This is a genomic window from Streptococcus sp. VTCC 12905 (assembly GCF_049893385.1).
Classification (GTDB): Bacteria; Bacillota; Bacilli; order Lactobacillales; family Streptococcaceae; genus Streptococcus; species Streptococcus suis_AA.
Genome location: NZ_JBMVJC010000018.1, coordinates 1 through 22,208 on the forward strand (window position 1 = coordinate 1; position 22,208 = coordinate 22,208).

Annotated in this window: 25 protein-coding genes; 4 read left to right on the forward strand and 21 right to left on the reverse strand. The window is 38.5% G+C overall.

Annotated features, from left to right (window positions below):
- On the forward strand, positions 1-126 hold a 126-nt coding region (locus ACPC58_RS07170), incomplete at its 5' end, for a transposase (protein ID WP_434065662.1).
- Positions 127-195: 69 nt separating this feature from the next.
- On the opposite strand, the gene rpsD is transcribed toward ACPC58_RS07170, so the two are convergent.
- The 10 genes from rpsD to mnmA form a co-directional block, all read right to left on the reverse strand.
- Complete coding sequence (gene rpsD / locus ACPC58_RS07175; protein WP_217374418.1) at positions 196-807, reverse strand: 30S ribosomal protein S4; 612 nt, start codon at positions 805-807, stop codon at positions 196-198.
- Between the two features lie 203 nt (positions 808-1,010).
- Positions 1,011-1,262, reverse strand: a complete 252-nt coding sequence (locus ACPC58_RS07180; RefSeq protein WP_217374420.1) for a Veg family protein — start codon at positions 1,260-1,262, stop codon at positions 1,011-1,013.
- A 3-nt stretch (positions 1,263-1,265) separates the two neighbouring features.
- Positions 1,266-2,621: a replicative DNA helicase gene (gene dnaB / locus ACPC58_RS07185; RefSeq protein WP_217374421.1), complete on the reverse strand. Its 1,356-nt coding sequence runs from the start codon at positions 2,619-2,621 to the stop codon at positions 1,266-1,268.
- 31 nt (positions 2,622-2,652) lie between these two features.
- Positions 2,653-3,105: a 50S ribosomal protein L9 gene (gene rplI, locus ACPC58_RS07190; protein WP_217374422.1), complete on the reverse strand. Its 453-nt coding sequence runs from the start codon at positions 3,103-3,105 to the stop codon at positions 2,653-2,655.
- Between the two features lie 11 nt (positions 3,106-3,116).
- A complete protein-coding gene (locus ACPC58_RS07195) occupies positions 3,117-5,078 on the reverse strand; it encodes a DHH family phosphoesterase (RefSeq protein WP_217375208.1) in 1,962 nt (653 codons plus the stop codon).
- Positions 5,079-5,162: 84 nt separating this feature from the next.
- Complete coding sequence (mnmG, locus tag ACPC58_RS07200; RefSeq protein ID WP_434065635.1) at positions 5,163-7,079, reverse strand: tRNA uridine-5-carboxymethylaminomethyl(34) synthesis enzyme MnmG; 1,917 nt, start codon at positions 7,077-7,079, stop codon at positions 5,163-5,165.
- 2 nt (positions 7,080-7,081) lie between these two features.
- On the reverse strand, positions 7,082-7,537 hold the full coding sequence (locus tag ACPC58_RS07205) for an NUDIX hydrolase (protein WP_130555114.1): 456 nt from the start codon (positions 7,535-7,537) through the stop codon (positions 7,082-7,084).
- Entirely contained in the window at positions 7,527-7,958 is a 432-nt protein-coding gene (locus tag ACPC58_RS07210; RefSeq protein ID WP_434065636.1) for an NUDIX hydrolase, read from the reverse strand. Before ACPC58_RS07210 ends, ACPC58_RS07205 begins: the two co-directional genes overlap by 11 nt.
- A 130-nt stretch (positions 7,959-8,088) precedes the next feature.
- A complete protein-coding gene (locus ACPC58_RS07215) occupies positions 8,089-8,721 on the reverse strand; it encodes an RpiB/LacA/LacB family sugar-phosphate isomerase (RefSeq protein ID WP_130555116.1) in 633 nt (210 codons plus the stop codon).
- 26 nt (positions 8,722-8,747) lie between these two features.
- Complete coding sequence (gene mnmA / locus ACPC58_RS07220; RefSeq protein ID WP_434065637.1) at positions 8,748-9,872, reverse strand: tRNA 2-thiouridine(34) synthase MnmA; 1,125 nt, start codon at positions 9,870-9,872, stop codon at positions 8,748-8,750.
- Between the two features lie 230 nt (positions 9,873-10,102).
- Between mnmA and sdaAB the strand changes: the two genes are divergently transcribed.
- The 3 genes from sdaAB to ACPC58_RS07235 are packed head-to-tail and all read left to right on the forward strand — an operon-like array spanning position 10,103 to position 12,222.
- Positions 10,103-10,774 carry an L-serine ammonia-lyase, iron-sulfur-dependent subunit beta gene (sdaAB, locus tag ACPC58_RS07225; protein ID WP_289647054.1) on the forward strand — a complete coding sequence of 224 codons (672 nt, stop codon included), beginning with the start codon at positions 10,103-10,105 and terminating at the stop codon, positions 10,772-10,774.
- A gap of 12 nt (positions 10,775-10,786) precedes the next feature.
- Positions 10,787-11,662 carry an L-serine ammonia-lyase, iron-sulfur-dependent, subunit alpha gene (gene sdaAA / locus ACPC58_RS07230; RefSeq protein WP_434065638.1) on the forward strand — a complete coding sequence of 292 codons (876 nt, stop codon included), beginning with the start codon at positions 10,787-10,789 and terminating at the stop codon, positions 11,660-11,662.
- Positions 11,659-12,222 (forward strand): histidine phosphatase family protein, encoded by a 564-nt coding sequence (locus ACPC58_RS07235; protein ID WP_434065663.1) that lies wholly within the window; start codon positions 11,659-11,661, stop codon positions 12,220-12,222. The genes sdaAA and ACPC58_RS07235 overlap by 4 nt, the downstream gene beginning before the upstream one ends.
- A gap of 105 nt (positions 12,223-12,327) precedes the next feature.
- Here the strand turns inward: ACPC58_RS07235 and ACPC58_RS07240 are convergent, their stop codons facing one another.
- From ACPC58_RS07240 to ACPC58_RS07290, 11 genes are all read right to left on the reverse strand, one after another.
- Positions 12,328-12,867, reverse strand: coding sequence for a LysM peptidoglycan-binding domain-containing protein (locus ACPC58_RS07240; protein ID WP_434065639.1), 540 nt, complete (start codon positions 12,865-12,867; stop codon positions 12,328-12,330).
- Between the two features lie 218 nt (positions 12,868-13,085).
- Positions 13,086-13,841 (reverse strand): hypothetical protein, encoded by a 756-nt coding sequence (locus ACPC58_RS07245; RefSeq protein ID WP_434065640.1) that lies wholly within the window; start codon positions 13,839-13,841, stop codon positions 13,086-13,088.
- A gap of 141 nt (positions 13,842-13,982) precedes the next feature.
- Positions 13,983-14,780, reverse strand: coding sequence for an energy-coupling factor transporter transmembrane component T family protein (locus ACPC58_RS07250; RefSeq protein WP_434065641.1), 798 nt, complete (start codon positions 14,778-14,780; stop codon positions 13,983-13,985).
- Positions 14,773-15,615 carry an energy-coupling factor transporter ATPase gene (locus tag ACPC58_RS07255; protein WP_434065642.1) on the reverse strand — a complete coding sequence of 281 codons (843 nt, stop codon included), beginning with the start codon at positions 15,613-15,615 and terminating at the stop codon, positions 14,773-14,775. The genes ACPC58_RS07250 and ACPC58_RS07255 overlap by 8 nt, the downstream gene beginning before the upstream one ends.
- Positions 15,591-16,427: an energy-coupling factor ABC transporter ATP-binding protein gene (locus ACPC58_RS07260; RefSeq protein ID WP_277844877.1), complete on the reverse strand. Its 837-nt coding sequence runs from the start codon at positions 16,425-16,427 to the stop codon at positions 15,591-15,593. The genes ACPC58_RS07255 and ACPC58_RS07260 overlap by 25 nt, the downstream gene beginning before the upstream one ends.
- Positions 16,427-16,966, reverse strand: coding sequence for a CDP-diacylglycerol--glycerol-3-phosphate 3-phosphatidyltransferase (gene pgsA / locus ACPC58_RS07265; RefSeq protein WP_130554900.1), 540 nt, complete (start codon positions 16,964-16,966; stop codon positions 16,427-16,429). Before pgsA ends, ACPC58_RS07260 begins: the two co-directional genes overlap by 1 nt.
- Before the next feature lie 11 nt (positions 16,967-16,977).
- Positions 16,978-17,862: a cytoskeleton protein RodZ gene (rodZ, locus tag ACPC58_RS07270; protein WP_130554901.1), complete on the reverse strand. Its 885-nt coding sequence runs from the start codon at positions 17,860-17,862 to the stop codon at positions 16,978-16,980.
- Positions 17,863-17,944: 82 nt separating this feature from the next.
- Complete coding sequence (gene yfmH, locus ACPC58_RS07275) at positions 17,945-19,225, reverse strand: EF-P 5-aminopentanol modification-associated protein YfmH (protein WP_172025642.1); 1,281 nt, start codon at positions 19,223-19,225, stop codon at positions 17,945-17,947.
- Positions 19,222-20,475, reverse strand: a complete 1,254-nt coding sequence (yfmF, locus tag ACPC58_RS07280; RefSeq protein ID WP_434065643.1) for an EF-P 5-aminopentanol modification-associated protein YfmF — start codon at positions 20,473-20,475, stop codon at positions 19,222-19,224. Before yfmF ends, yfmH begins: the two co-directional genes overlap by 4 nt.
- Positions 20,476-20,921: 446 nt before the next feature.
- Positions 20,922-21,305 (reverse strand): hypothetical protein, encoded by a 384-nt coding sequence (locus ACPC58_RS07285; RefSeq protein ID WP_434065644.1) that lies wholly within the window; start codon positions 21,303-21,305, stop codon positions 20,922-20,924.
- Positions 21,306-21,688: 383 nt separating this feature from the next.
- Positions 21,689-22,192 (reverse strand): hypothetical protein, encoded by a 504-nt coding sequence (locus ACPC58_RS07290; RefSeq protein ID WP_434065645.1) that lies wholly within the window; start codon positions 22,190-22,192, stop codon positions 21,689-21,691.
- Between the last annotated feature and the right edge of the window lie 16 nt (positions 22,193-22,208).

Genomic DNA, 22,208 nt, shown 5'->3' on the forward strand with positions numbered 1-22,208 from the left:
AATCTCATCAAAGTCATTAAGAGAAATGCCTTTGGTTTCAGGAACTTTGAAAACTTTAAAAAACGGATTTTGATTGCTTTGAACATAAAGAAAGAGAGAGCGAAGTTCGTCCTCTCTAGGTGTTAGCTTTTCATCTACCCACTACAGTTGACAAAGAGCCTATTAAATAGGCTTTTAAAGTGTTTAATGTAAGAATTAAAGAATTTTGTTGTAGAATTCTACGACAAGGGCTTCGTTGATTTCTGGGTTGATTTCATCGCGTTCTGGCAAGCGAGTTAATGAACCTTCAAGTTTGTCAGCATCGAATGATACGAAAGCTGGACGACCAAGAGTTGCTTCAACTGCTTCGCGGATAGCTGGAACGTTCAATGATTTTTCACGAACTGAGATTACTTGACCAACTTCAACGCGGAATGATGGGATATCAACACGTTTACCATCAACAAGGATATGACCGTGGTTTACAAATTGACGAGCTTGACGACGAGTAGTTGCCAAACCAAGACGGTAAACAACGTTGTCCAAACGACGTTCCAAAAGGAGCATGAAGTTGAAACCAACTGTACCTTGTTTGATTTTAGTAGCTTGTACGAACAAGTTACGGAATTGTTTTTCACCTAAACCGTAAGAGAAACGCAATTTTTGTTTTTCAGCCAATTGCAAACCGTATTCTGACAATTTAGAACGGTTGTTTGGTCCGTGCTGACCTGGTACGTAGTTACGACGTGCCAATTCTTTACCTGTACCTGTCAATGACAAGCCAAGACGACGAGCTTGTTTCCAAGATGGTCCTGTATAACGTGACATTTGTTATGTCCTCCTAAAATAATTATTATTGTAGGAAATAACGTTTTAAGCAAACCTGATTCGTGCAGGAGGCCTTCATCGAAACAGCAACGATTACTCTTCTTGCTGACCTTCTGTTGACGAGCTTCATTTTGCCCTGCTGTTATTTCGCACAAAGATTAGTATAGCACAAAAAAAAGGCTCTGTAAAGCCTTATATAGCGATTAATCCAAATAATGAATCAATATTTTTTCTGTCAAAATGTCTGAGTAAGTATAAGATTCTACGAAGGTATTGTTGGGATCTTGAAATTCAACGATAAAGAGAGACTGATAAACCTCTATAATACGTCCTTGTTTATTCTTTTCTCGCTTCCGACCATTTTCAAGGGTTAATTCAACAACTTGACCCTCATGCTCTTTGATATCTTGCTTGATTTGCTTCATCTTGGCAACATCTGTAAATGCATCACTCATTCTCTATCCATCCTCTCTCTTGGAAATACTTGCAAATTTATTATATTCTTTTTGGAACATTAGTTCCACAGTACCACGCGCACCGGAACGGTTTTTTTCTATGATAACTTCAACCGTATTGTTTGGAATGCCACCATCTTCTTGCTCTCCGCGTTCATAATAATCATCACGATACAAGAAGGCAACGATATCCGCATCCTGCTCAATAGACCCTGACTCACGGATATCAGACAATACAGGACGTTTATCTTGACGTTGCTCCACACCACGAGACAACTGGCTTAGAGCAATAACTGGAACTTTTAATTCCTTGGCTAGAATTTTCAATTGTCGAGAAATCTCTGAAACTTCTTGTTGACGGTTTTCTCGACCGGTTCCAGTAATCAATTGGAGATAGTCAATCAAAATCAAACCCAAATTCCCAGTCTCCTGCGCCAATTTACGAGAACGCGAGCGAATTTCGGTAATCTTGATACCTGGAGTATCATCAATGTAGATACTTGCTCGAGCCAAATTAGCTTGAGCCACCATGTACTTGTTCCATTCCTCCTGCGTTAGGTGACCCGTACGAATAGCCCTCGAGTTGATAACTCCCTCAGAAGCGAGCATACGGTCAACCAAGCTTTCTGCACCCATCTCCAGAGAGAAGATAGCAACTGTCAAACCCAGTTTTGTACCGATATTTTGTGCAATATTGAGAGCAAATGCCGTTTTACCAACCGCAGGACGAGCCGCAAGAATAATCAACTCTTCCTCATGCAAGCCCGTTGTCATAGCATCAAGAGCAGGATAGCCAGTCGCGATACCTGTAATATCGGATGTCTGTTTGGCGCGTGTTTCTAAGTTATCAAAGTTGATATTTAGAACGTCGTCAATTCTCTTAAACCCACTCCGACTTGCTCCCTGACTGACATCAATTAAAGCTTTTTCAGCATTAGCAATAATGTCATCTGAGCCATCAGCTCCTTCATAGGCTTGATTGACTGCATCCGTCAAACGGGCAATCAACTTACGAAGATTCGATTTCTCCGCAACAATCTTGGCATAGAATTCCGCATTGGCTGCGGTCGGTACAGAACTGATGACTTCCGCCAAATAAGCCAAGCCACCAATATTTTCCAAATCACCATGGTTGACAAGATAGTTGCGCATGGTTGTCGCATCAATTGCCTCATTCCTGTCAGAAAGGGCAATCATCGCTTTAAAAATTAACTTGTGGGCATGTTTGAAAAAGTCTTCCGCCTCAATATACTCACGGACAAAAACAAGCTTTCCTTCATCAAGAAAAATCGCGCCTAAAACGGACTGCTCCGCTAAAATATCCTGAGGTTGTACTCGTAATTCTTCTAACTCTGCCAAGACCTCACCTCCTCACTGGCTAAGTAGTGTCCTAGGCTTCTTTGATGTTCAATTGAATAAGACCTGTTACATCCTGATAAATTTTAACAGGAACTTCAATCAAACCAATCGCACGAATAGGGTGATCTAATTGAATATGACGTTTGTCAATCTTGATTCCAAATTGTTTATCCAATTCTTCTGCAATTTTCTTGCTCGTAATAGAACCAAATGTACGCCCATCTGGACCAACTTTTTCAACAAAGGTCACCAAGGTCGTTTCTTCAGCCAATTTAGCTTTAATACTTTCAGCCTCTGCCATCATCTCCGCATGAGCTTTTTCTTTTGATTTTTCTTGGCCACGAAGTGCGCTAATTGCTTGATTTGTAGCTTCTTTTGCCAAGTTTTTTTTGATCAAGAAATTTTGAGCATAACCGGTTGGAACTTCCTTGATTTCGCCCTTTTTTCCTTGTCCTTTAACATCTGCTAAAAAAATTACTTTCATCTTCTAACTCCTTAACTGTCTTTTATTTCTTCCCGTATTATCGTAGTGAGTGTTTCACAAACCTCTTCTATCGTTTGATCATACACTTGGGCAGCAGCTAAATTAAAGTGACCGCCTCCGCCCATTTCTTCCATAATCCGTTGAACATTGACTTTGCTGTGACTTCTCGCAGAAATTGCCACATAGCCTTTGATATTTTTTGTGAGTACAAATACTGCTTCAATCCCTGCCATATCTAAAATAGTATCGGCTGCTTTACTTGGGATTATATTGTCATAGTCTTTCGTCTCATCAGCACAAACAACGACCACATGTGGTTCAACTTTTTGCCCTCGTAAAATTAACTCATTAATCTGACGATATTCTTCAAAGTCTGTCGCAGAAATTTGTTGAATTTCCAAACTATCACTGCCACGTGTACGTAAATAACTAGCTACGTCAAATGTACGACTGGTCACGCGTGACGTGAAATTCTTGGTATCCAGCATAATCCCCGCCATCAAAAGGCTTGATTGAAGTCTATTTAACTTATGGTGTTTATCATTCTGGAACTGAATGAGCTCCGTTACCAACTCACTTGCAGAGCTTGCTCCACTTTCGATATAGGTCAGAATCGCATTATCTGGAAAATCCGTATCCCTACGATGGTGATCCACAACAACCACTTGATTAAACTTCTCAAATAGTTTTTGTGACAAGGTCAATCCAATCTTAGAATGGTCTACCATAATGAGTAAGGACTCATAAGTGACTAATTTCAGTGCTTCATCAATCGTGATTAAATTAGAGCAATTTTCTTCCGACAATTTCTTCACAGCACGTTCAATATCCGGTGCCATTTCATCTGGATTATACACGGTATAGGCATTATTCATAATATTTTGTGCAAAATATTGCATCCCTACTGCTGAGCCGAGCGCATCCATGTCTAAATTACGATGTCCTACAACAAAAACGGCATCTACTGATTTCAGTTTGTCGGATACAGCCGTCATCATGGCCCGTGTCCGTGTTCGTGTTCGTTTGACTGACGAAGCTGAACCGCCTCCGAAGAACAGTGGCTGCTTGCTTTCATCATTTTCCTTGACAACAACTTGGTCCCCACCACGAACTTCAGCCATATTTAAATTTTGAAGTGCTGCTTGTCCTATTTGATGATGATTCTCATTACCAAAAGCAATCCCCATACTTAAAGTCAAACCCAACTCCAATTTTTTTGCTTCTTTTCGGAACTTATCAATAACTGAGAATTTATTCTGAATCAATTTCTCTAGAACTGCATAATCTGTAAAGAAATAAAATCGATCCATCGTTCCACGGCGGTAATAAATACCGTACTCGTGGCAAAAATCTGAAACAAATTGAGCTAAGAATGAATTTACTTGGCTAATCTGAAAGTCGGTCACTGAATTTTCTAACTCATCATAGTTGTCAACAGAAATAATGCCAATAACCGGTCTGCTGCCAATTAAGCTATTTGTTGCTATGTATTCTGTGGATGCATCAAAAAAATAGAACAATCCTTGATCAAAGTCAACATTTACAGTGTACCTTTTGCCTGAAAAATTTGCATAGGTCCGCTCTTCATCCAATCCCACATCAATGATTTCTCGGAGTTTTTTTTCATCAAACTCCCCATTTTCTTTTGCAAATATTAATTCTGCAAATGGATTAAACCATTCAACCTGATTACTGTCAGTTTTTACTTTAATGACACCGATTGGCATTTTATCTAACAGCTTCATTAATCCAGAATTTGCCTGAGTATTTAAATACTCAATCTGCTCCAACTCACTAAATTCATATGAATACTTCTGGTATACAAATAAAGATACGAGTAAGACGAGACTTAAGAAGAGCGCAAAAACCGTAACGATGCCCATTGGAAACATTCGATGGAGAAGTGCAACCAAACCAAATAATATCACACCTATCATGACAAAATGAATTGTCGAAAAACGAAACTTTTTCATCATTAACCTCTGCCTGCCATTTTACCATAAAATGCAAGAAAATTCTAGTTTTGGTACCACCTGCTTAAAAGAAAAAGATAAGCACTAAAGGCTATCTTTCTTCTTATTTTTCGCAATAGAGCGACTGCGTCCTTCTAAATATACCATTAGGATGGAAATATCTGCGGGATTGACGCCTGAAATCCGACTTGCCTGTCCAATTGTTTCTGGGGAAATCAGCTTAAATTTTTGACGAGCCTCGGTTGCAATCGAATCAATATCATCCCAGTCTATATCTGCTGGAATTCGTTTTTCTTCCATGCGTTTCATCTTATCAACTTGATCCATGGCCTTAGCAATGTATCCCTCATACTTGACTTCCGTTTCAATCAACTCAATTGTTTTTGCATCTAAGTCCTCTGCCGCAGGGCCAATAAATGCAACAACATCAGCATACGTTACATCAGGGCGACGCATGAATTCCTTTGCAGTCAGTGCATCAGTTAAAGGTTTAAAGCCCATTGCAACAACTTTTTCATTGGTTTCTTTGACTGGCTTGAGTTTGATAGACTCTAAACGTTTCATTTCGTTATCAAATTGATTTTTGTGGATTTGGAAGACATGCCAGCGTTCATCGTCTACCAGTCCAACCTGACGACCGATTTCTGTCAAGCGCATATCGGCATTATCATGACGCAAAATCAAGCGGTATTCAGCCCGACTGGTCAAGAGACGATAAGGCTCGACAGTTCCCTTAGTCACTAGGTCATCAATCATGACCCCAATATAGCCATCGCTTCGTTTCAAAATCAATTCTGGTTTATCCTGTACCTTGAGGGCCGCATTAATACCAGCAATAATCCCTTGGCCTGCTGCCTCTTCGTAGCCTGATGTTCCGTTTGTTTGTCCTGCTGTAAACAGCCCTGAAATCTTTTTGGTTTCCAATGTAGCGCGCAACTGATGAGGCATAACCATGTCATACTCAATTGCATAACCTGTTCGCATCATTTGAGCATTTTCCAATCCCTTGATCGAATGAATCAACTCTCTTTGAACATCCTCAGGCAAACTAGTCGACAACCCTTGGGCATAAATTTCATCTGTGTGACGACCTTCTGGCTCTAAGAAAAGCTGGTGGCGCTCCTTGTCGGCAAAACGTACAATCTTGTCCTCGATAGATGGACAATAACGGGGACCAATCCCCTTGACAATACCTGAAAACATGGGTGCTCGGTGAAGATTACTGTTGATAATCTCATGGCTAGTCGCATTGGTATAGGTCAACCAACAAGGAATTTGGTCTTGTAAATAATCCTCATCCTTTGACAAGAATGAAAAATGGTTTGGTTTTTCATCACCTGGTTGAATTTCTGTCTCCTCGTAGTTTATAGTACGAGCATTCACACGTGGTGGTGTCCCTGTCTTGAAACGACCAATTTCAAGTCCCAATTCTTTCAGATTATCCGCCAGCGTGATAGAAGCTAGGCTATTGTTAGGTCCTGATGAATACTTGAGATCTCCAATGATGATTTCACCACGTAGGGCTGTACCAGTCGTTACCACGACTGCTGTTGCTGAATATTTCTGATCAGTAGCAGTACGAACACCTACAACCTTACCGTCTTCGACCAAAATCTCATCAATCATGGTTTGACGCAGGGTCAAATTTTCTTGACGCTCCACCGTCCGCTTCATTTCCGCTGCATATTCTGCCTTATCAGCCTGAGCCCGTAAAGCACGAACAGCTGGTCCCTTTCCGGTATTGAGCATTTTCATCTGAATATAGGTTTTGTCAATGTTTCGGCCCATTTCACCACCTAAAGCATCAATTTCCCGTACCACAATGCCCTTGGCTGAGCCACCAATAGATGGATTACAGGGCATAAATGCCACCATATCCAAGTTAATCGTCGCAAGCAAGGTCTTACAACCCATCCGACTGGCTGCCAAACCCGCTTCTACACCCGCATGCCCCGCTCCAATTACGATGACATCATAATTTTCTGCAAATGTGTGTGTCATATTTATTTCTCCTTTACATTCATGATATGTTTGACTTGTCCATCCCAGTTTGGCAATTCTCGAGCCAGAAAAGCTGGTACAACATCTAGGTTTACAAGGTTGTCAATTTCAATCCATTCACAAGGTTGCTTCAACTTGCCTTCTATCATTTCATCAGGCATTTCTCCAATAAGATCAACGACAAAATGAAACTCGATGTTGTGAAAGTGTATGCCTTCCTGTGTAAACTGATTTTCGACAACAAAAGCCAGTTGATTGACACAGCTGTCAACCCCTAATTCTTCTTTTACTTCTCGAACAACCGCATCTGCCGCCACCTCATTGACCGCAATAGCACCGCCAATGGTATAATAGCGCCCCTTAGAGTCCTTCGTGAGAAATATTTTCCCATCTTTTATAATCAATGCAGTCGCCCGAATACCAAAAATCTGATTGTCAATTCTGGTCCTAAAATCCATTATTCCTTCTCTTTTCTAAAATTTCATCGAGATATGGTACTAAGTTTTTCTTGTTTTCATCGCGGCTAGTAATCCATAGAAAATCAGTATGCTCTTCTGGATCAAGAAGAATTGTTTTGGGCTGTTCCGGAAGTGTCACTTCATAGACCAGCCTTGTAAACACCGTCTGTTTCTCCTCGTCAAACTGACTATCTTCATGGATAATGGTCAGATTTTCCTTAGCTATCAAAATGCCTGTTTCTTCATAGCATTCTCGAACAACAGCATCACGGGGTAATTCATTCTCCTCAACACGACCACCTGGAATGTCCCAATATTGAGGAAAAACATTGGGCTTACCACGCTTAATTTGCGAACGCTGAATAATCATGTGGCTGTCTGCAACAGTCAGTAAAACATGGGCAATCAGTTTGACAGACATGGTTCCTCCTATTCTCACAAAAAATAGCCAAAACTCTCGAAAACTGTAGGACAAAAAAGCCTACAATTCCCATGAGCTTTGACCATCATAGTTCTTGTTAGAAATATTGTATCAAATCTGCTTCTAAAGTTCAAACCTTATAAGCCGTTAACTTTTCTAAAAGGAGTTTATTCGTCCCGTTTTGATAAATATAATCGACAAACGTTTTTCTTCTTAAAAATTTAGTCAATAGGTGCTCATCAAAGTTTGGTAAAATTTCCAAAAAAGAGCGTGTTGTCAACTGATAAAGATGCACTAATTCAGTTGCTTCCTTATTTTTACGTTCAGCATCTTGAACTGGATAGCCTGTATTAAATTCTCCATCAAATAATTTTTCCAAGGTATAACGCAAATTCAACTCGCCAGACCAACCAAAATTTAAGCCTAGTGGCAAAGAAACTACATTACCGTTGTTAATCCGACCAAATAGATAGGCATCCTGAGGTGTTTGAACAAATTCACAACGTAAACCTGGTAAACTATTGCAAGCCATCATCATTCCTTGACCAGAAGAACACCCTGTTACAATAAAGTCAGCTGCACCTGTTTCAATCAACAAACTAATCATAACAGCCACTTCCACATAGGAGTAGTTTTCTATTTCTTCTGTAAATATGCCTAGATTGACAACTTGATGTTGTCCACCCACAGCTTCACAAACTGTATTAAACAAGTGCTGGTTGATCTCTGTTCTTGTACTAGCTTGAATAACTACAACACGCATCTTCTCCTCTTTTACAAACCTGTCAACTAAATATACTGACAAGCTTCCCCGTCCCTGTAAGCCATATCAATCATACCACCGCCAAGACATTCTTGTCCGTCATAGAAAACAACGGCTTGTCCTGGTGTGATGGCCCGTTGTGGCTCTGCAAAGATAACTTCTGCCTTGTCACCTTTTACCTTGATAGTTACTTGACTATCTGGTTGACGATAGCGGAACTTAGCTGTGCATTCCAGCGTGAATTCTTCCGGCATATCACGTGTAAAGTGAACTTGACTAGCCTGTAAAGATGTTGACATCAACGACTCATGATAGAAACCTTGACCGACATAAAGGATATTTTTCGACAGATCTTTTCCGACAACAAACCAAGGCTCATTGTCCCCACCGATTTGTCCGCCGATACCAAGCCCGCCCCGCTGACCAATCGTATAGTACATAAGTCCTGCATGTTCGCCCATGTCACGGCCATCTACCGTCATCATCCGACCGGGCTGGGCTGGCAAATATTGTCCTAAAAATTCTTTGAAGTTCTTTTCACCGATAAAGCAGATCCCTGTCGAGTCTTTTTTCTTAGCTGTCGCCAAGCCTGCTCGCTCTGCTATTTCTCTTACCTGAGGCTTTTGTAAATGGCCGAGCGGAAACATGGTTTTCTGCAGTTGTTCCTGTGATAGTTGGCTAAGGAAGTAGGTCTGATCCTTGCCATTGTCTGCCCCACGTAACATGTGAACCGTGCCATCATCATCACGTGTTACTTGAGCATAGTGCCCCGTCGCCACAAAATCTGCTCCCAAATTCATGGCGTAATCCAAGAAAGCTTTAAACTTAATTTCCTTGTTACACATGACATCTGGATTGGGTGTACGGCCAGCTCGATATTCCGCAAGGAAATATTCAAACACACGGTCCCAATACTCTTTTTCAAAGTTGACAGAGTAATAAGGAATACCGATCTGGTCTGCCACCGCAGCCACATCTTTGTAATCTTCTGTTGCTGTACAGAAGCCATTTTCGTCCGTGTCGTCCCAGTTTTTCATGAAGATGCCGATGACATCGTAGCCTTGTTCTTTAAGCAACAAAGCTGTAACCGATGAATCCACACCACCACTCATACCGACAACAACACGGGTTTTAGAATTGTCTATTGACATAATCTTCTCCCATCAATTGTGATACTCAGACTCAATCCGAGTTCAATTTCAACTTAGACTTGAAGGGTCTAGTTTTATCCAAAACGATTGAAGGTCGATTTGAACAATTTGTATTATATCATATAAGATGGGACATAGATAGAATTTTGATATTAAAACCCATGCATTTAAGCATATTCTCGTAAATGAATTTTTGATATAATAGAACCAAGAAAAACGTGAGGATTACTATGACAAATTTAAAATTTCAATCGGTCTTTGATATTATTGGACCAGTCATGATTGGACCTTCTTCCAGTCACACAGCAGGTGCAGTCCGTATCGGCAAGATTGTCTCATCTATCTTTGGTGAGCAACCCACCGAAGTTGAATTCCAACTCTTCAACTCCTTCGCTAAAACATACCGAGGGCATGGTACTGACGTAGCCTTGGTCGCAGGTATTCTAGGTATGGATACGGATGATCCACGGATTCCTAACTCTTTAGATATTGCGAGGGAACGTGGTATCAAAGTTTACTGGCGTGTCAACAAAGAGAGTAATACACCCCATCCCAATACTACGCGAATCATAATAAAAAATGAGAAAAAATCTATTTCTGCAACAGGTGTATCCATTGGAGGAGGAAATATTCAGGTAACGGAACTAAATGGATTTTCTGTCAATCTGAATATGAACACCCCAACCATCATTATCGTTCATCAAGATGTCCCAGGCATGATTGCAAAAGTTACCGATATATTATCTAAATTTAATATTAATATTGCTCAAATGAATGTCACTCGTGAAAAAGCAGGGGAAAAAGCCATCATGATTATTGAGGTGGACTCCCGTCAATGTGAACATGCTATCCCAGAAATTGAAAAAATCCCTCACTTGCACAATATTACCTTCTTTAACTAGAAAGAGAGAGCCATGTTTTATACAATTGAAGAATTGGTTTCACAGGCAGAACAGTTTTCTGGTAGCGTCTCAGAACTAATGATTGCTACTGAAATAGAGCTAACTGGTCGGAACCGTGACGAAATATTGACAATCATGTCAAGAAACTTGACAGTAATGAAAAATTCTATTATTGATGGTCTCTCCGAAAGTAAATCTGTTTCAGGATTGACAGGTGGGGACGCAGCAAAACTCGACGCATATATAAAAGGTGGAATGACACTGTCCGACACCTCCATACTGTCAGCAGCTAGAAATGCCATGGCTGTCAATGAACTAAACGCTAAGATGGGTCTTGTTTGTGCCACTCCGACTGCTGGCTCCGCTGGATGTTTACCAGCTGTTTTAGGAGTTGCCATTGACAAGTTGAAGTTGACAGAAGAGCAACAACTTGACTTTCTCTTTACAGCTGGTGCCTTTGGTCTTGTCATTGCCAACAATGCTTCTATTTCTGGAGCAGAGGGTGGGTGTCAAGCTGAAGTTGGTTCAGCTTCTGCTATGTCTGCTGCCGCACTAACATTAGCTGCAGGCGGGACAGCGTATCAAGCTAGTCAAGCTATCTGCTTTGTTATCAAAAATATGCTTGGTCTCATCTGTGATCCTGTCGCTGGCCTAGTGGAAGTGCCTTGTGTCAAGAGAAACGCGATGGGTGCTAGCTATGCTATGGTAGCTGCTGATATGGCATTAGCTGGTATTGAATCAAAGATTCCTGCTGATGAGGTAATAAATGCTATGTATCAAGTAGGTGCTGCCTTACCAACAGCCTTTCGTGAAACAGCCGAAGGCGGGCTTGCTGCTACACCGACTGGTCGCCGACTTGCACAGGAGATTTTTTGGGAAAAAGAATGAAAACCAAAGTTTATTTTATTAGACATGCCGAACCTAACTACGACAATCACGATGACATTTCTCGTGAACTCTCGCCTAAAGGTTTACAAGATAGTCAACAAATTGTAACTATTTTACGCGATGAGCAGATTGATTATTTCTATTCTAGTCCTTATAAGAGAGCTATTGACACAATTTTACCTCTGGCAGCCTTCCATCAGAAAGAAATATATCATATTGCACATTTCCGTGAACGGAAAATAACAACTCACTGGATTGAAGATTTTAATAGTTTTACCGAAAAGCAGTGGGCTGATTTTTCCTATCATCTTCCCGGAGGTGAATCTTTACAAGAAGTACAGGAAAGAAATGTTATGGCTCTCCTCACCTTACTTGATAGACATCAGGGGAAGACACTAGTGATTGGCACCCATGGAACAGCATTATCAACGATTTTACGCTACTATCAGCCTACTTATTCTATCAAAGATTTCAATCGGATCAAACATATTTTTCCTTATATGATTTTTTTAACCTTTGAAGACTTTTCACTTGTGTCAATGCAAGAAATTCCTTTATAAAATGAAGAAAAGATTTAGTTACAACTACTAAATCTTTTTAAAATGTAAAAAACTCTGAAAATCAGACTGTAGTCTAATTTTCAGAGTTTCGATAAAGACAAATTATTAATACCATCCATTTGCCAACCAGAATGCTTTGGCTGCTGACCATGAACCGTAACGACCGGCAACGTAAGCATCAGCTACGCGCTCTTGGTTTTCAATAGAATAATCACCATTTAGGTACGTATTTGTCAATTGGTAACGACCAATATAGATACCATTTTGAGCATCATAGCTACCCCCTGACTCTTTTTGTGCAATCCACTCCTTAGCTGCGGTATCTTCAGCACTCAAGTTTGAAGTATAAGAGCTAGTTGTAGTTGTTTTAGTCTCCTGAGCTGGTTGTGCTGAAGTAGCGACTTTTATCACTTCACCCAACTCAATAGCTTGACCAACATGAATAAAATCAGGGTTAGTGATTTTGTTTTGCTCTGCTAATTTTTCGACGGTAGTGTTATATGTCAAAGCAATCTCTGACAATGTGTCCCCTGATTTTACAGTATAAGTGTCAGCGCTAACCACACCAGCACTCAAAATTGCGATGCCCACAACCAAACCTAAAATAGTTGTTTTAATGTTCTGTTTAAATGTAATATTCATCATGTAAATACATTCCTTTCTTTTACGTTATCTATCATACACTTCAACTATTACTCTGAGTTTGAAAAAATGTTACAAATATTACAGTGACATTGAATTTACACTATAAAAGCGCTATTTACTGGCATTTTCTGCATATTTTTACACGATTCTTTACATAAATATATTTGTTTTTTTAAAATATGAAAATGCCTAGAAAAAACTAGGCATTACTTATTTTCTTAATACCATCCATTTGCTAACCAAAACTGGTAGGCTGCTGACCATGAACCATAGCGTTGCAAAACATAGGCATCTGCTACACGCTCCTGATTTTCTGGTGAATGGTCTCCATTTAAATAAGCGCTATGTAGCTGATATCTTCCAATGTATACTCCATTAGAAACCGTATAGCTACCTCCAGATTCTTTTTGTGCAATCCATTCTTTAGCAGAAACATCGTCAATAGTTGAACCAGCAGATGACTGATTAGCAGTTCTCATTGGATTTGAAACAGGTTGAATCACTTCTGAATGAGGAGTTACTTGTGAGATTACTTGTTCTGACTCAATAGCTGTTGACTCCAAACTAGTTTCGCTTACATACATATCACTTTGAAGGTCCCCTGTTGTAGCGATAGTTCCATCATCTCCTAATTCTGTATCAGTCGAACTTTCATCTCGCAAATCACTTGATTCAATAATTTGCGGTTCTTCAAACGTAATTTCTAAAGCTTCCACTTGAAGTGGTTGAGAATCAGTCTTCAACTTTAATATGGTTTCATAGCCCAATTCAAAAATAGGACTTGCTGAAATATATTCAGTTGTATGTGGAACACCATTACGAATCTTATTTACTGTATCCTTAATAGTATATGGGGCATCAGATACTGCTCTCACAATCTGTGTATGAGATATCTTCCCTGTTAGAATGAAACCAACTAACACCAAAGCAAGAATAGTGAATAATCCAGTAACACCTTTCAATGCTTTATACATCAAACTCTTTTTCATTAAAAAGAATAGTCCTTTACTTATTGTTATAACTATTCCTATCATACTATCATAATATTGCTTTTTATTTAAAAATCTATTACAAATATTACAATAAAGTTGTTTTATGGTGAAAAGGATAATATTTTAAGCACTTTTTAGTACATAGAGTGTTACACCTAGTAATATCATGACAATAACAGCACAGGTATCTGGCAATTTCCATTCTAAAACTCGGTATTTTGTTCTTCCTTCGCCTCCTTGATAACCACGCGCTTCCATCGCTGTAGCAAGGGCATCAGCTCTCTTGAAACTTGAAGCAAATAGTGGAATCAAAATAGGAATAACCGATTTAACTTTTTGAATCAGATTTCCTTCATTAAAATCCACACCACGTGCTCTCTGTGCATTCATAATGCGTGTGGTATCATCCATAAGGGTTGGTACAAAACGTAAACTCATCGAGAGCATTAGACCAATTTCATGAACAGGTACTTTCAACCGTTTCAGAGGGGCTAAACCAGATTCAATACCATCAGCCAGACTCAAAGGTGTTGTTGTTAATGTTAACAAGGTTGAAAAGAAAATAATGAGTACAAATCGGATGAAGATAATCAGCGCCTGCTGCAAGCCTTCAATCGAAACCTTAAAAATCCAAAATTCCCACAAAACACTTGCTCCAGGTGTGAAGAAAACTTGGAAAAAGGTTGTAAACAGAATAATCCCTATCATTGGTTTTAAACCATTGATAAAAAAAGATAGGCGTATTTGTGATAAAAGGACGATTGCAAACACAAAGGCAATGATTAGAACATTTGTTATCAAATTATTTGCCCAGAAAATAAGCAAAAGAAAGGCAAACATGGCCAACAATTTACTACGCGGATCTAAACGATGAATCATCGAATTTCCAGGAATATACCGACCTAAAATCAATTTATCCATGACTCATCACCTCGGCAAATTCTTTTATCGTAACTGGCAAGCGTTCAAATACAAAGCCCCTTCTCTCCAGATTCGCAGCAAATTTTGTTATTTTTGGAACACCTAATTTAATTGTTTCCAAAAATTCAACCTCTTGAAAAACATCCCTCGGTTTTCCTGAACGGATTAACTTCCCTTTCTCCATCACATAGACCCAATCTGCATAATTTGCAACATCATCCATCAAATGAGTTACCAGAACGATGGTCATGCCATTAGCGTGTAACTGTTTAAAGATGTTCATTAATTCCTGACGTCCAGCTGGATCTAGTCCTGCTGTAGGTTCATCCAATACTAGAACATTTGGTTCCATGGCTAATATTCCTGCAATCGCAACTCGGCGCATTTGACCTCCAGATAACTCGAAAGGACTTCTTTCAAATAGATCTTCTGAAATACCAACGAGTGCAAGTTTTTCACGAGCAATCTTTTCAGCCTCTTCTTGGGAAATACCAAAATTTTGTGGACCAAATGCCACATCTTTTAAGACTGTCTCATCAAAAACTTGACTTTCTGGGAACTGAAAAACCAAGCCAACTTTTTTTCTTACTTGCTTAATACCTTTTTTATCTGAAGTCGCGTTGATAACCATATCATCAACAATCACATTACCAGATGTGGGGATATTTAATCCATTTAAAAGTTGCAAAATAGTTGATTTCCCAGAACCAGTATGCCCAATCAATGCAGTATAGGAACCGTCAACAATTTCCAAATCTACACCGAAAAGCGCACGCCCCTCAAAAGGTGTGCCAGCTTGATAGGTATAGCTTACTTTTTGGAGATGAATTCCCATAAAGTTTCCTCTAATTCTTCCTCTGTAAAATAGCGTAGCGGAATAGCGATTCCCGCCTGGCGCAATTCTTCAGCTAATTTTGCTGTAAATGGCTGTTCTAAATCAAGCTCAATCAAATCATCCCTCATAAATAATTCTGCTGGGGTACTGGTTGATTCAATTTGCCCATTCTTCATCACAATCACACGATCACTTAGTGCAACTTCGTCTAAATCATGCGTAATAGAAATAACCGTCATATTATGTTCATCTTTAATTTCCTTCACAATACGAATTAATTCTAAACGCCCTTCAGGATCTAACATAGACGTTGCTTCATCCAAAATAACAATTTTGGGACGCAAAGCCACGATACCTGCTATTGCAACACGCTGTTTTTGTCCACCAGAGAGTCTAGCAGGTTCTCTCTTCTTAAAACTAGCCATGTCAACCAATTCCAAAGCTTCTTGAACACGAACACGCATTTCTTCAAGAGGAACTCCTTGGTTTTCCAAACCAAAAGCAACATCATCTTCTACTGTAGCCCCAACGAATTGATTATCTGGATTTTGAAAGACCATTCCAATTAGACGGCGTTTTTCCCAGACATTATCAGCTGTCAATTTATCGCCGGATATGTAAATGTCCCCAGATTCAGCTTCCAATAAGCCATCTATTAAACGGACAGTTGTTGATTTCCCTGATCCATTATGGCCAATGATGGACAACCACTCTCCTTGTTTCACGTGAAACGAAACGTCGTTTAAAGTATATTTTTCGTCTTCTTGATCGTACTTATACTTAAGATTTTTAACTTCGATAATATTTTCCATTATTTAAATGTATCTTTGAAAAGAAATGAGGCACCCTTGAAATAATCATAACCTGAATAAAGGGTGAAGAAAAGTGCGATATACAATGTTATGTGACCAAGCAGGTTCCAATGCAAGAGTAGGAAAATGACCGCAAACATTTGAGAAAAGGTTTTAATTTTCCCTGGCATTGCTGCGGCTAGGACTGTCCCACCATTTTCAACTAAAAGTAAACGCAAACCAGTTACAGCAAGCTCCCTACAAATGATAATCGCAACAACCCAAGCAGGGGCATATCCCAATTCAACTAGCATAATAAAAGCTGTCATTACCAGTATTTTATCCGCCATTGGATCGGCAAACTTCCCGAAATTTGTAACAACTTTCCATTTTCTAGCTAAATAACCATCTAAATAGTCCGTAATACTAGCTAAAGCAAAGATAATTGCAGCTAATGTATGGCTGATTGCATTGTTCCAAAGCGTTAATAATAAAATAAAGATGGGGATAACGAGAATCCGACCAATTGTTAATGCATTGGGAATATTTTCTTTTTTCATCTTTTCATCCTTTATTGTTCAAAGTACAGGGTAATACTTCCTGTCTGAGTAGTTAAAGCCGATGTATCCAACTTTTGACCACCAATTGTAATAGTAACCCCTTTTACAACACCTAAAACGAGAGTAGCTGAAGATACTCCTTCCTCTATTTTTGTTGTTGCTGATGGGTTATCAGGGGTCAGTGTTACGCCACCTGAAAGTGTTGTATTAGATAAACTAATCCAACTAGTTGTATTATCTGCAGTTACAGTAATATCAATTGGATAGGTAAACTTTGATACGGTAGCACTAATACTTTCTCCAGATCCGGTTACCTGAATCATTTCAGAAGCGCTAGTTGTTGAACTGCTAGTAGAACTAGAACTATTTGAAGATGACTCCTCTATAACATTTCCTGATGTTGATGTACTTGCTATTGAGCTTGATGAATTTGTCACTTGTCTAGACACACTATAAGATGTACTTTGATTTGAGAATAGTGAAATTTGCTTCATACGACTATGAATCACAAATGTCACAAAAATAATCATCAAACCAGCTGCTAGTAACAAGTAAAACAAAGGAAGAAAAGAATCTTTTTTATTCTTTTTTCTTAACTTATAACGTCTTTTTAACTCCGTAGAAAGTTCTTCCTCTTCTCCTTCTTCATAGTAGATTACTAGACTATTCTTTTTATAAGCATCTAGTAATACAGCAGAATCCAATTCAAGCGCATCCGCATACGTTACCAAAAAACTTTCTATGTAGTTACTGTCTGGTATATATTCGAAATCATTATATTCTAATGCTTGTAAATATTTAGCCTGAATTTTCGTCATTCTCTGCACATCAATTAGGTTCCAGCCCCTACTTTCTCGAGCTGATCGAAGAACTTCACCGATACTTTTTTGCCTCATAAATCCCTTCTCTCATTCATTCATCGTATACAATACTCTATTTTAACAAAAAACTACGGAAATTTCGATGCTTTACAACATTCTATCGGGGAAAAATCGTAAAATCTGTCATATCACAGTTGTAAATAAACTGCCGCCCAACCTCAAAAACATCCTCCAGTGTAACAGACTGAATAATCTCTGGAAAATCAAAAATAGTCTGCTCATCAGTGAGTTGAGTCACAAAGTGACTGGCAGTAAATTCAAGTGAATTTAAACTTCGAATAAAATCACCATACATTTCATTTTTTAATAATGCAAGTTGTTGATGATTGATATCTTTATCATTTTCAAATTGGTGAATGGCTTTCATAATTAAACTAGATAATCGAATTGGTGATTCGGTATCTGTTGTAATGACTACGAAGTGATAATCTGGGCTTACCTCAATTTGAAATTGAAACGAAGAATCAATTATTCCATCCTCATATAAGGCTTGATAGCGTTTTGAAGTCCAACCAAATAACATTGCAAATAATAATTGTAAACATACTTGGTATCTTGGAATTTCCTGACTTGAAATAACATCATTCCCTCTTAACCCTATTGCTAATTTTGAAGTAGCTACCTCAAATTGCTCTGTTTGATGTTCTAAAATTGGTAAATGTGTCAAGGCAAGTTTTTCAAACGACCTACTATCTTGCACAGAGTTCTCTTGAGTTTGAATTATTTCTTCCCACACCTCTTCTATAATAAAATTTCCAACAATAAACATATGCATATTACTTGGACGATAGAAGGCTAAATAATTTTCATACAAAGCATCAGCTGTAATTTGTGAAATTGATTCAACAGTACCAGCAATATCATAAGCTAATGGAGTTCCCGGATAGAGTGAAGCTAAAATTCCCATATAAAGACGATAATCTGCATCATCTTGGTACATTTCAATTTCTTGTTCAATGATTCCTTGCTCACGCTCTACATTTTCTTTTGTAAAATGAGGCTTAGTAACAAATGATTGCAGTAATTTCAAACAAGATAACACTTCTTGGGTAGTTGAAAAAAGATAGCTTGTTTGACGAAATCCAGTATAGGCATTTGCACTAGCACCTAATTTGGCAAATTGATTCATCACATCGCCATCTTCTTCTGATTCAAATAGTTTATGCTCCAAAAAATGGGCAATCCCTGCGGGATAGTGAACAATTTCTTTACCATCTGCTTTAAATTGAGTATGTAGGGCCCCAAATTCTGTCGTTAATACTCCATAGGCCTCATTAAAATCAGTTTTTGGAAGTAAAGTTACTGTCAAACCATTATTAAGTTTAGCATAATAAAGACTCTCCTTCATATACGGATAGCATTTTTCAATTAGTTTCATTGAGCAACTCCTTCCATAAAGTAAATAGCCTGTAAACGAATAACTTTTCCAAGTTTTACAACATCGTCTATCGATACTGCATTAATACCATCAATCCACTGTTGCCAAGTTAGATTTCGTTCTCCTAAGCAGACTTCATTATAGGCCTGTTCAATTAGATTATTTTGTCTATCTTGAGCCAGCATTGCAGAGTGTGTTAGTGATTTTTTTGTTAATTCCAAGTCATCCTCTGTAATTTGACCACGTTTTATTGCAAGAAATTCACGATTTATGAGCTTCATTGTCCTCAATCGATCTTCTCGATTAATTCCAGCATATACTTTCAACATACCTGAAAAAATATCTACTTGACTCCCAATCGTATAGGCCAGACTTTCTTTTTCCCGAACATTCATAAATAATTTAGAATGAGAAAAGGCACCGAACAGACCATTAAAAACCAACAATGCAGGATAGTTTACATCGTTGTAAACAACTTGTAAATGATATGCTAATTCTAAAATAGATTGCTGAGCAACTTTTCGTTCCACTTTTTCATGAACGATATTGGAATAATCCTGTGAGTACTCTAACTCCAATTTTGGATTTCGGTATGTAAAGTCAAAGTTTTTAAATTTATTTTGAACCTCTAATTGATTGACATCTCCAGCAACAAAAATATCAATTCTGTCCATTTTTAGCATTCTTTTGTAAGCTTCATAAACAGATTCAGCTGTCTCCTTTTGTACTAAATCAATTCTGGCAACTCGTGGCACCTGTATATCTTCATCATTAAAATAGAGACGACTCATTTCAACATCCGCATGATAAAAATTATCTTCTACCTCAGATTCTAAAAAACTTAATAAATTTCTTTTTTCCACTTCGAACATTTTTTTATTGAAAGCTTTTCCTTCTGTCAACGGTCGAAATAGACAGGCATATAGAAAATCAATTATTTCTAAGGTTATATCTTCCTTATTGAGTAAAAACGATGATTTCACATACGAGATGTTCACATCAACAAAATGAACTCGTCCCCTCTTAGAAACAGAGGTTGAAAAATGTGCCCCGTATAAAGCAGCTAGTTTCATTCGAAGTTGACGCGCTGTTGGATAATCTTGATTTCCCATTTCTAGTAAATTGGCTAGTAGCACACGACCTGCCACTGTTTTTTCACTCATTGCTGCAGCAAAACGCACACGAATTCTATTGGTCGTAAACTTACTTGATTCTATAAAATGAAGATTAACTCCTTCTTGTAATTCCATTCTCTTCCTCTTTCAAACATTATACCTTTCATTATACCATTTTGTGTTATAGTCCGCTTGGCTTTAGCATTTGATTGCTTTACACGCCATTATAGTTGATTTTACTGGGTTTTTTAAAAAAAGTGTAAACTTTATAAAGTGTTGCATTTCCCTCAAAGGTGAACATAAAGGTGAACAAATTTTACATAGAAAAAAGGTTATCAAATCAACGTTTGACAACCTAAAAAAATCTCAAAAGTCCACAAATTTTAATGAGTTCAGCAGGCAAGGAACTAGCGTATCGAATTGGTACGCTTTTTTTGTTTGCTGATAAGTGTATTATATCATGTTTTTACTGTATTCTTTCAAAAACTGCCATTTTGTCAAAGCTCTCTATCTGTTCATGAAATAAAATTGAAACTCTGCACCATCTATGAAACTCTTTCAGTTTTCTTTTTGCTAGTTGTTTACTCAAGTTCTTCCAGTCCTTTCTTGTGATAGTCATATAGACTACTCTGGGAGTAGTAGGGTAGTGTCCGTTTAATCATTGCCCAAGAATAGCCGTTTATGTATTTCAACCGCATTATCAGGCTTGCAACTGGGTCAGTGATTGCATCAATACGGGCGGATAGTTCACTGTAATCAGCATGTAACTGCATTAGTTCAGTTTCTAGTCGCTCAATCTTTTCAATCTGTTTGACAACCTGGTCTTCTGTAGTATTCTTTTTGGAGCGTTTTACCCTCTGGCTTTGATAGTCTAGTGTGTTGACAATACCAGCTCTCAAGGCTTCTATCTCCCGCTTCTTTGATTGTACCAGTTTTTCAAACTTTGCTATCTGTTTTAAATCCACGCCACGCCCCTCCATGTGATATAATATTATTAGAGTTTTATTCACAAAGTCGGTACATGCGTGCTGGCTTTTTTTGTATTTTCTCTTTGTTCGCTCTCTGTTCAATCACGCGCCACCTTGCTAAAACCTTGCTATTTTAGGTTGTTTTTTAATGATTGTTGATGTATAATCTAAGTAGATGAGGTAGAACCCTTCTAACGCCCCTTGAAACAGACTTGTCTGCGGTAGGCGGTGGGACGGTTCTACCTTTTTTATTTATAGCATGCAAGATATATTCGAGCTTTAGGGACTCCGAAAACTCCGAAAACTTCTTTTAGGGACTATCAAAACTTGCAAAACCTTTTTTTGTAGTATTTGTTTGTTTTGGAAATTGCCAAAGTACTTCACCTAGATAACCCTCTCAGCCAATAGCTATCCCCTTTTCTGACATAGTTCAAAAACCTTTGATAATGTTTATAATACCTATCGCGCTTCATTCTCTTTGGACGGCTGGGAAAACTATCAAACATATACCCGCCACGCTTAGGGGTCCAACCTGGCTCTACCTTCCTAGCCTCTCTTAATGCACATTCCCAATAATGCTGGCAATCTGTCTTACTACGGTTTAGTGTCTGCTTATGGATCTGCTGACACGTCCCACAACTAAAATATAGACACCGCTTATATAGTTTCCTGCAACGCCTACCACAATCGGGGCAAAGAAAGAAATACCTATAACCGCCTTTTGTTCCTGGTATTCTGGCCAATTCAAAACTATCTCTACCCATAACAATAAAAAGGTTGTCTAAGTCAATAGTCAAGGGGTAACCGTCTAATTCAGCCTTTCCCTGAGTTATTCCTTTCTTTTTCATAGCTCTGGTAAATGTCTCTATATACAATACTTTCATTCAAAAAATACCCCTA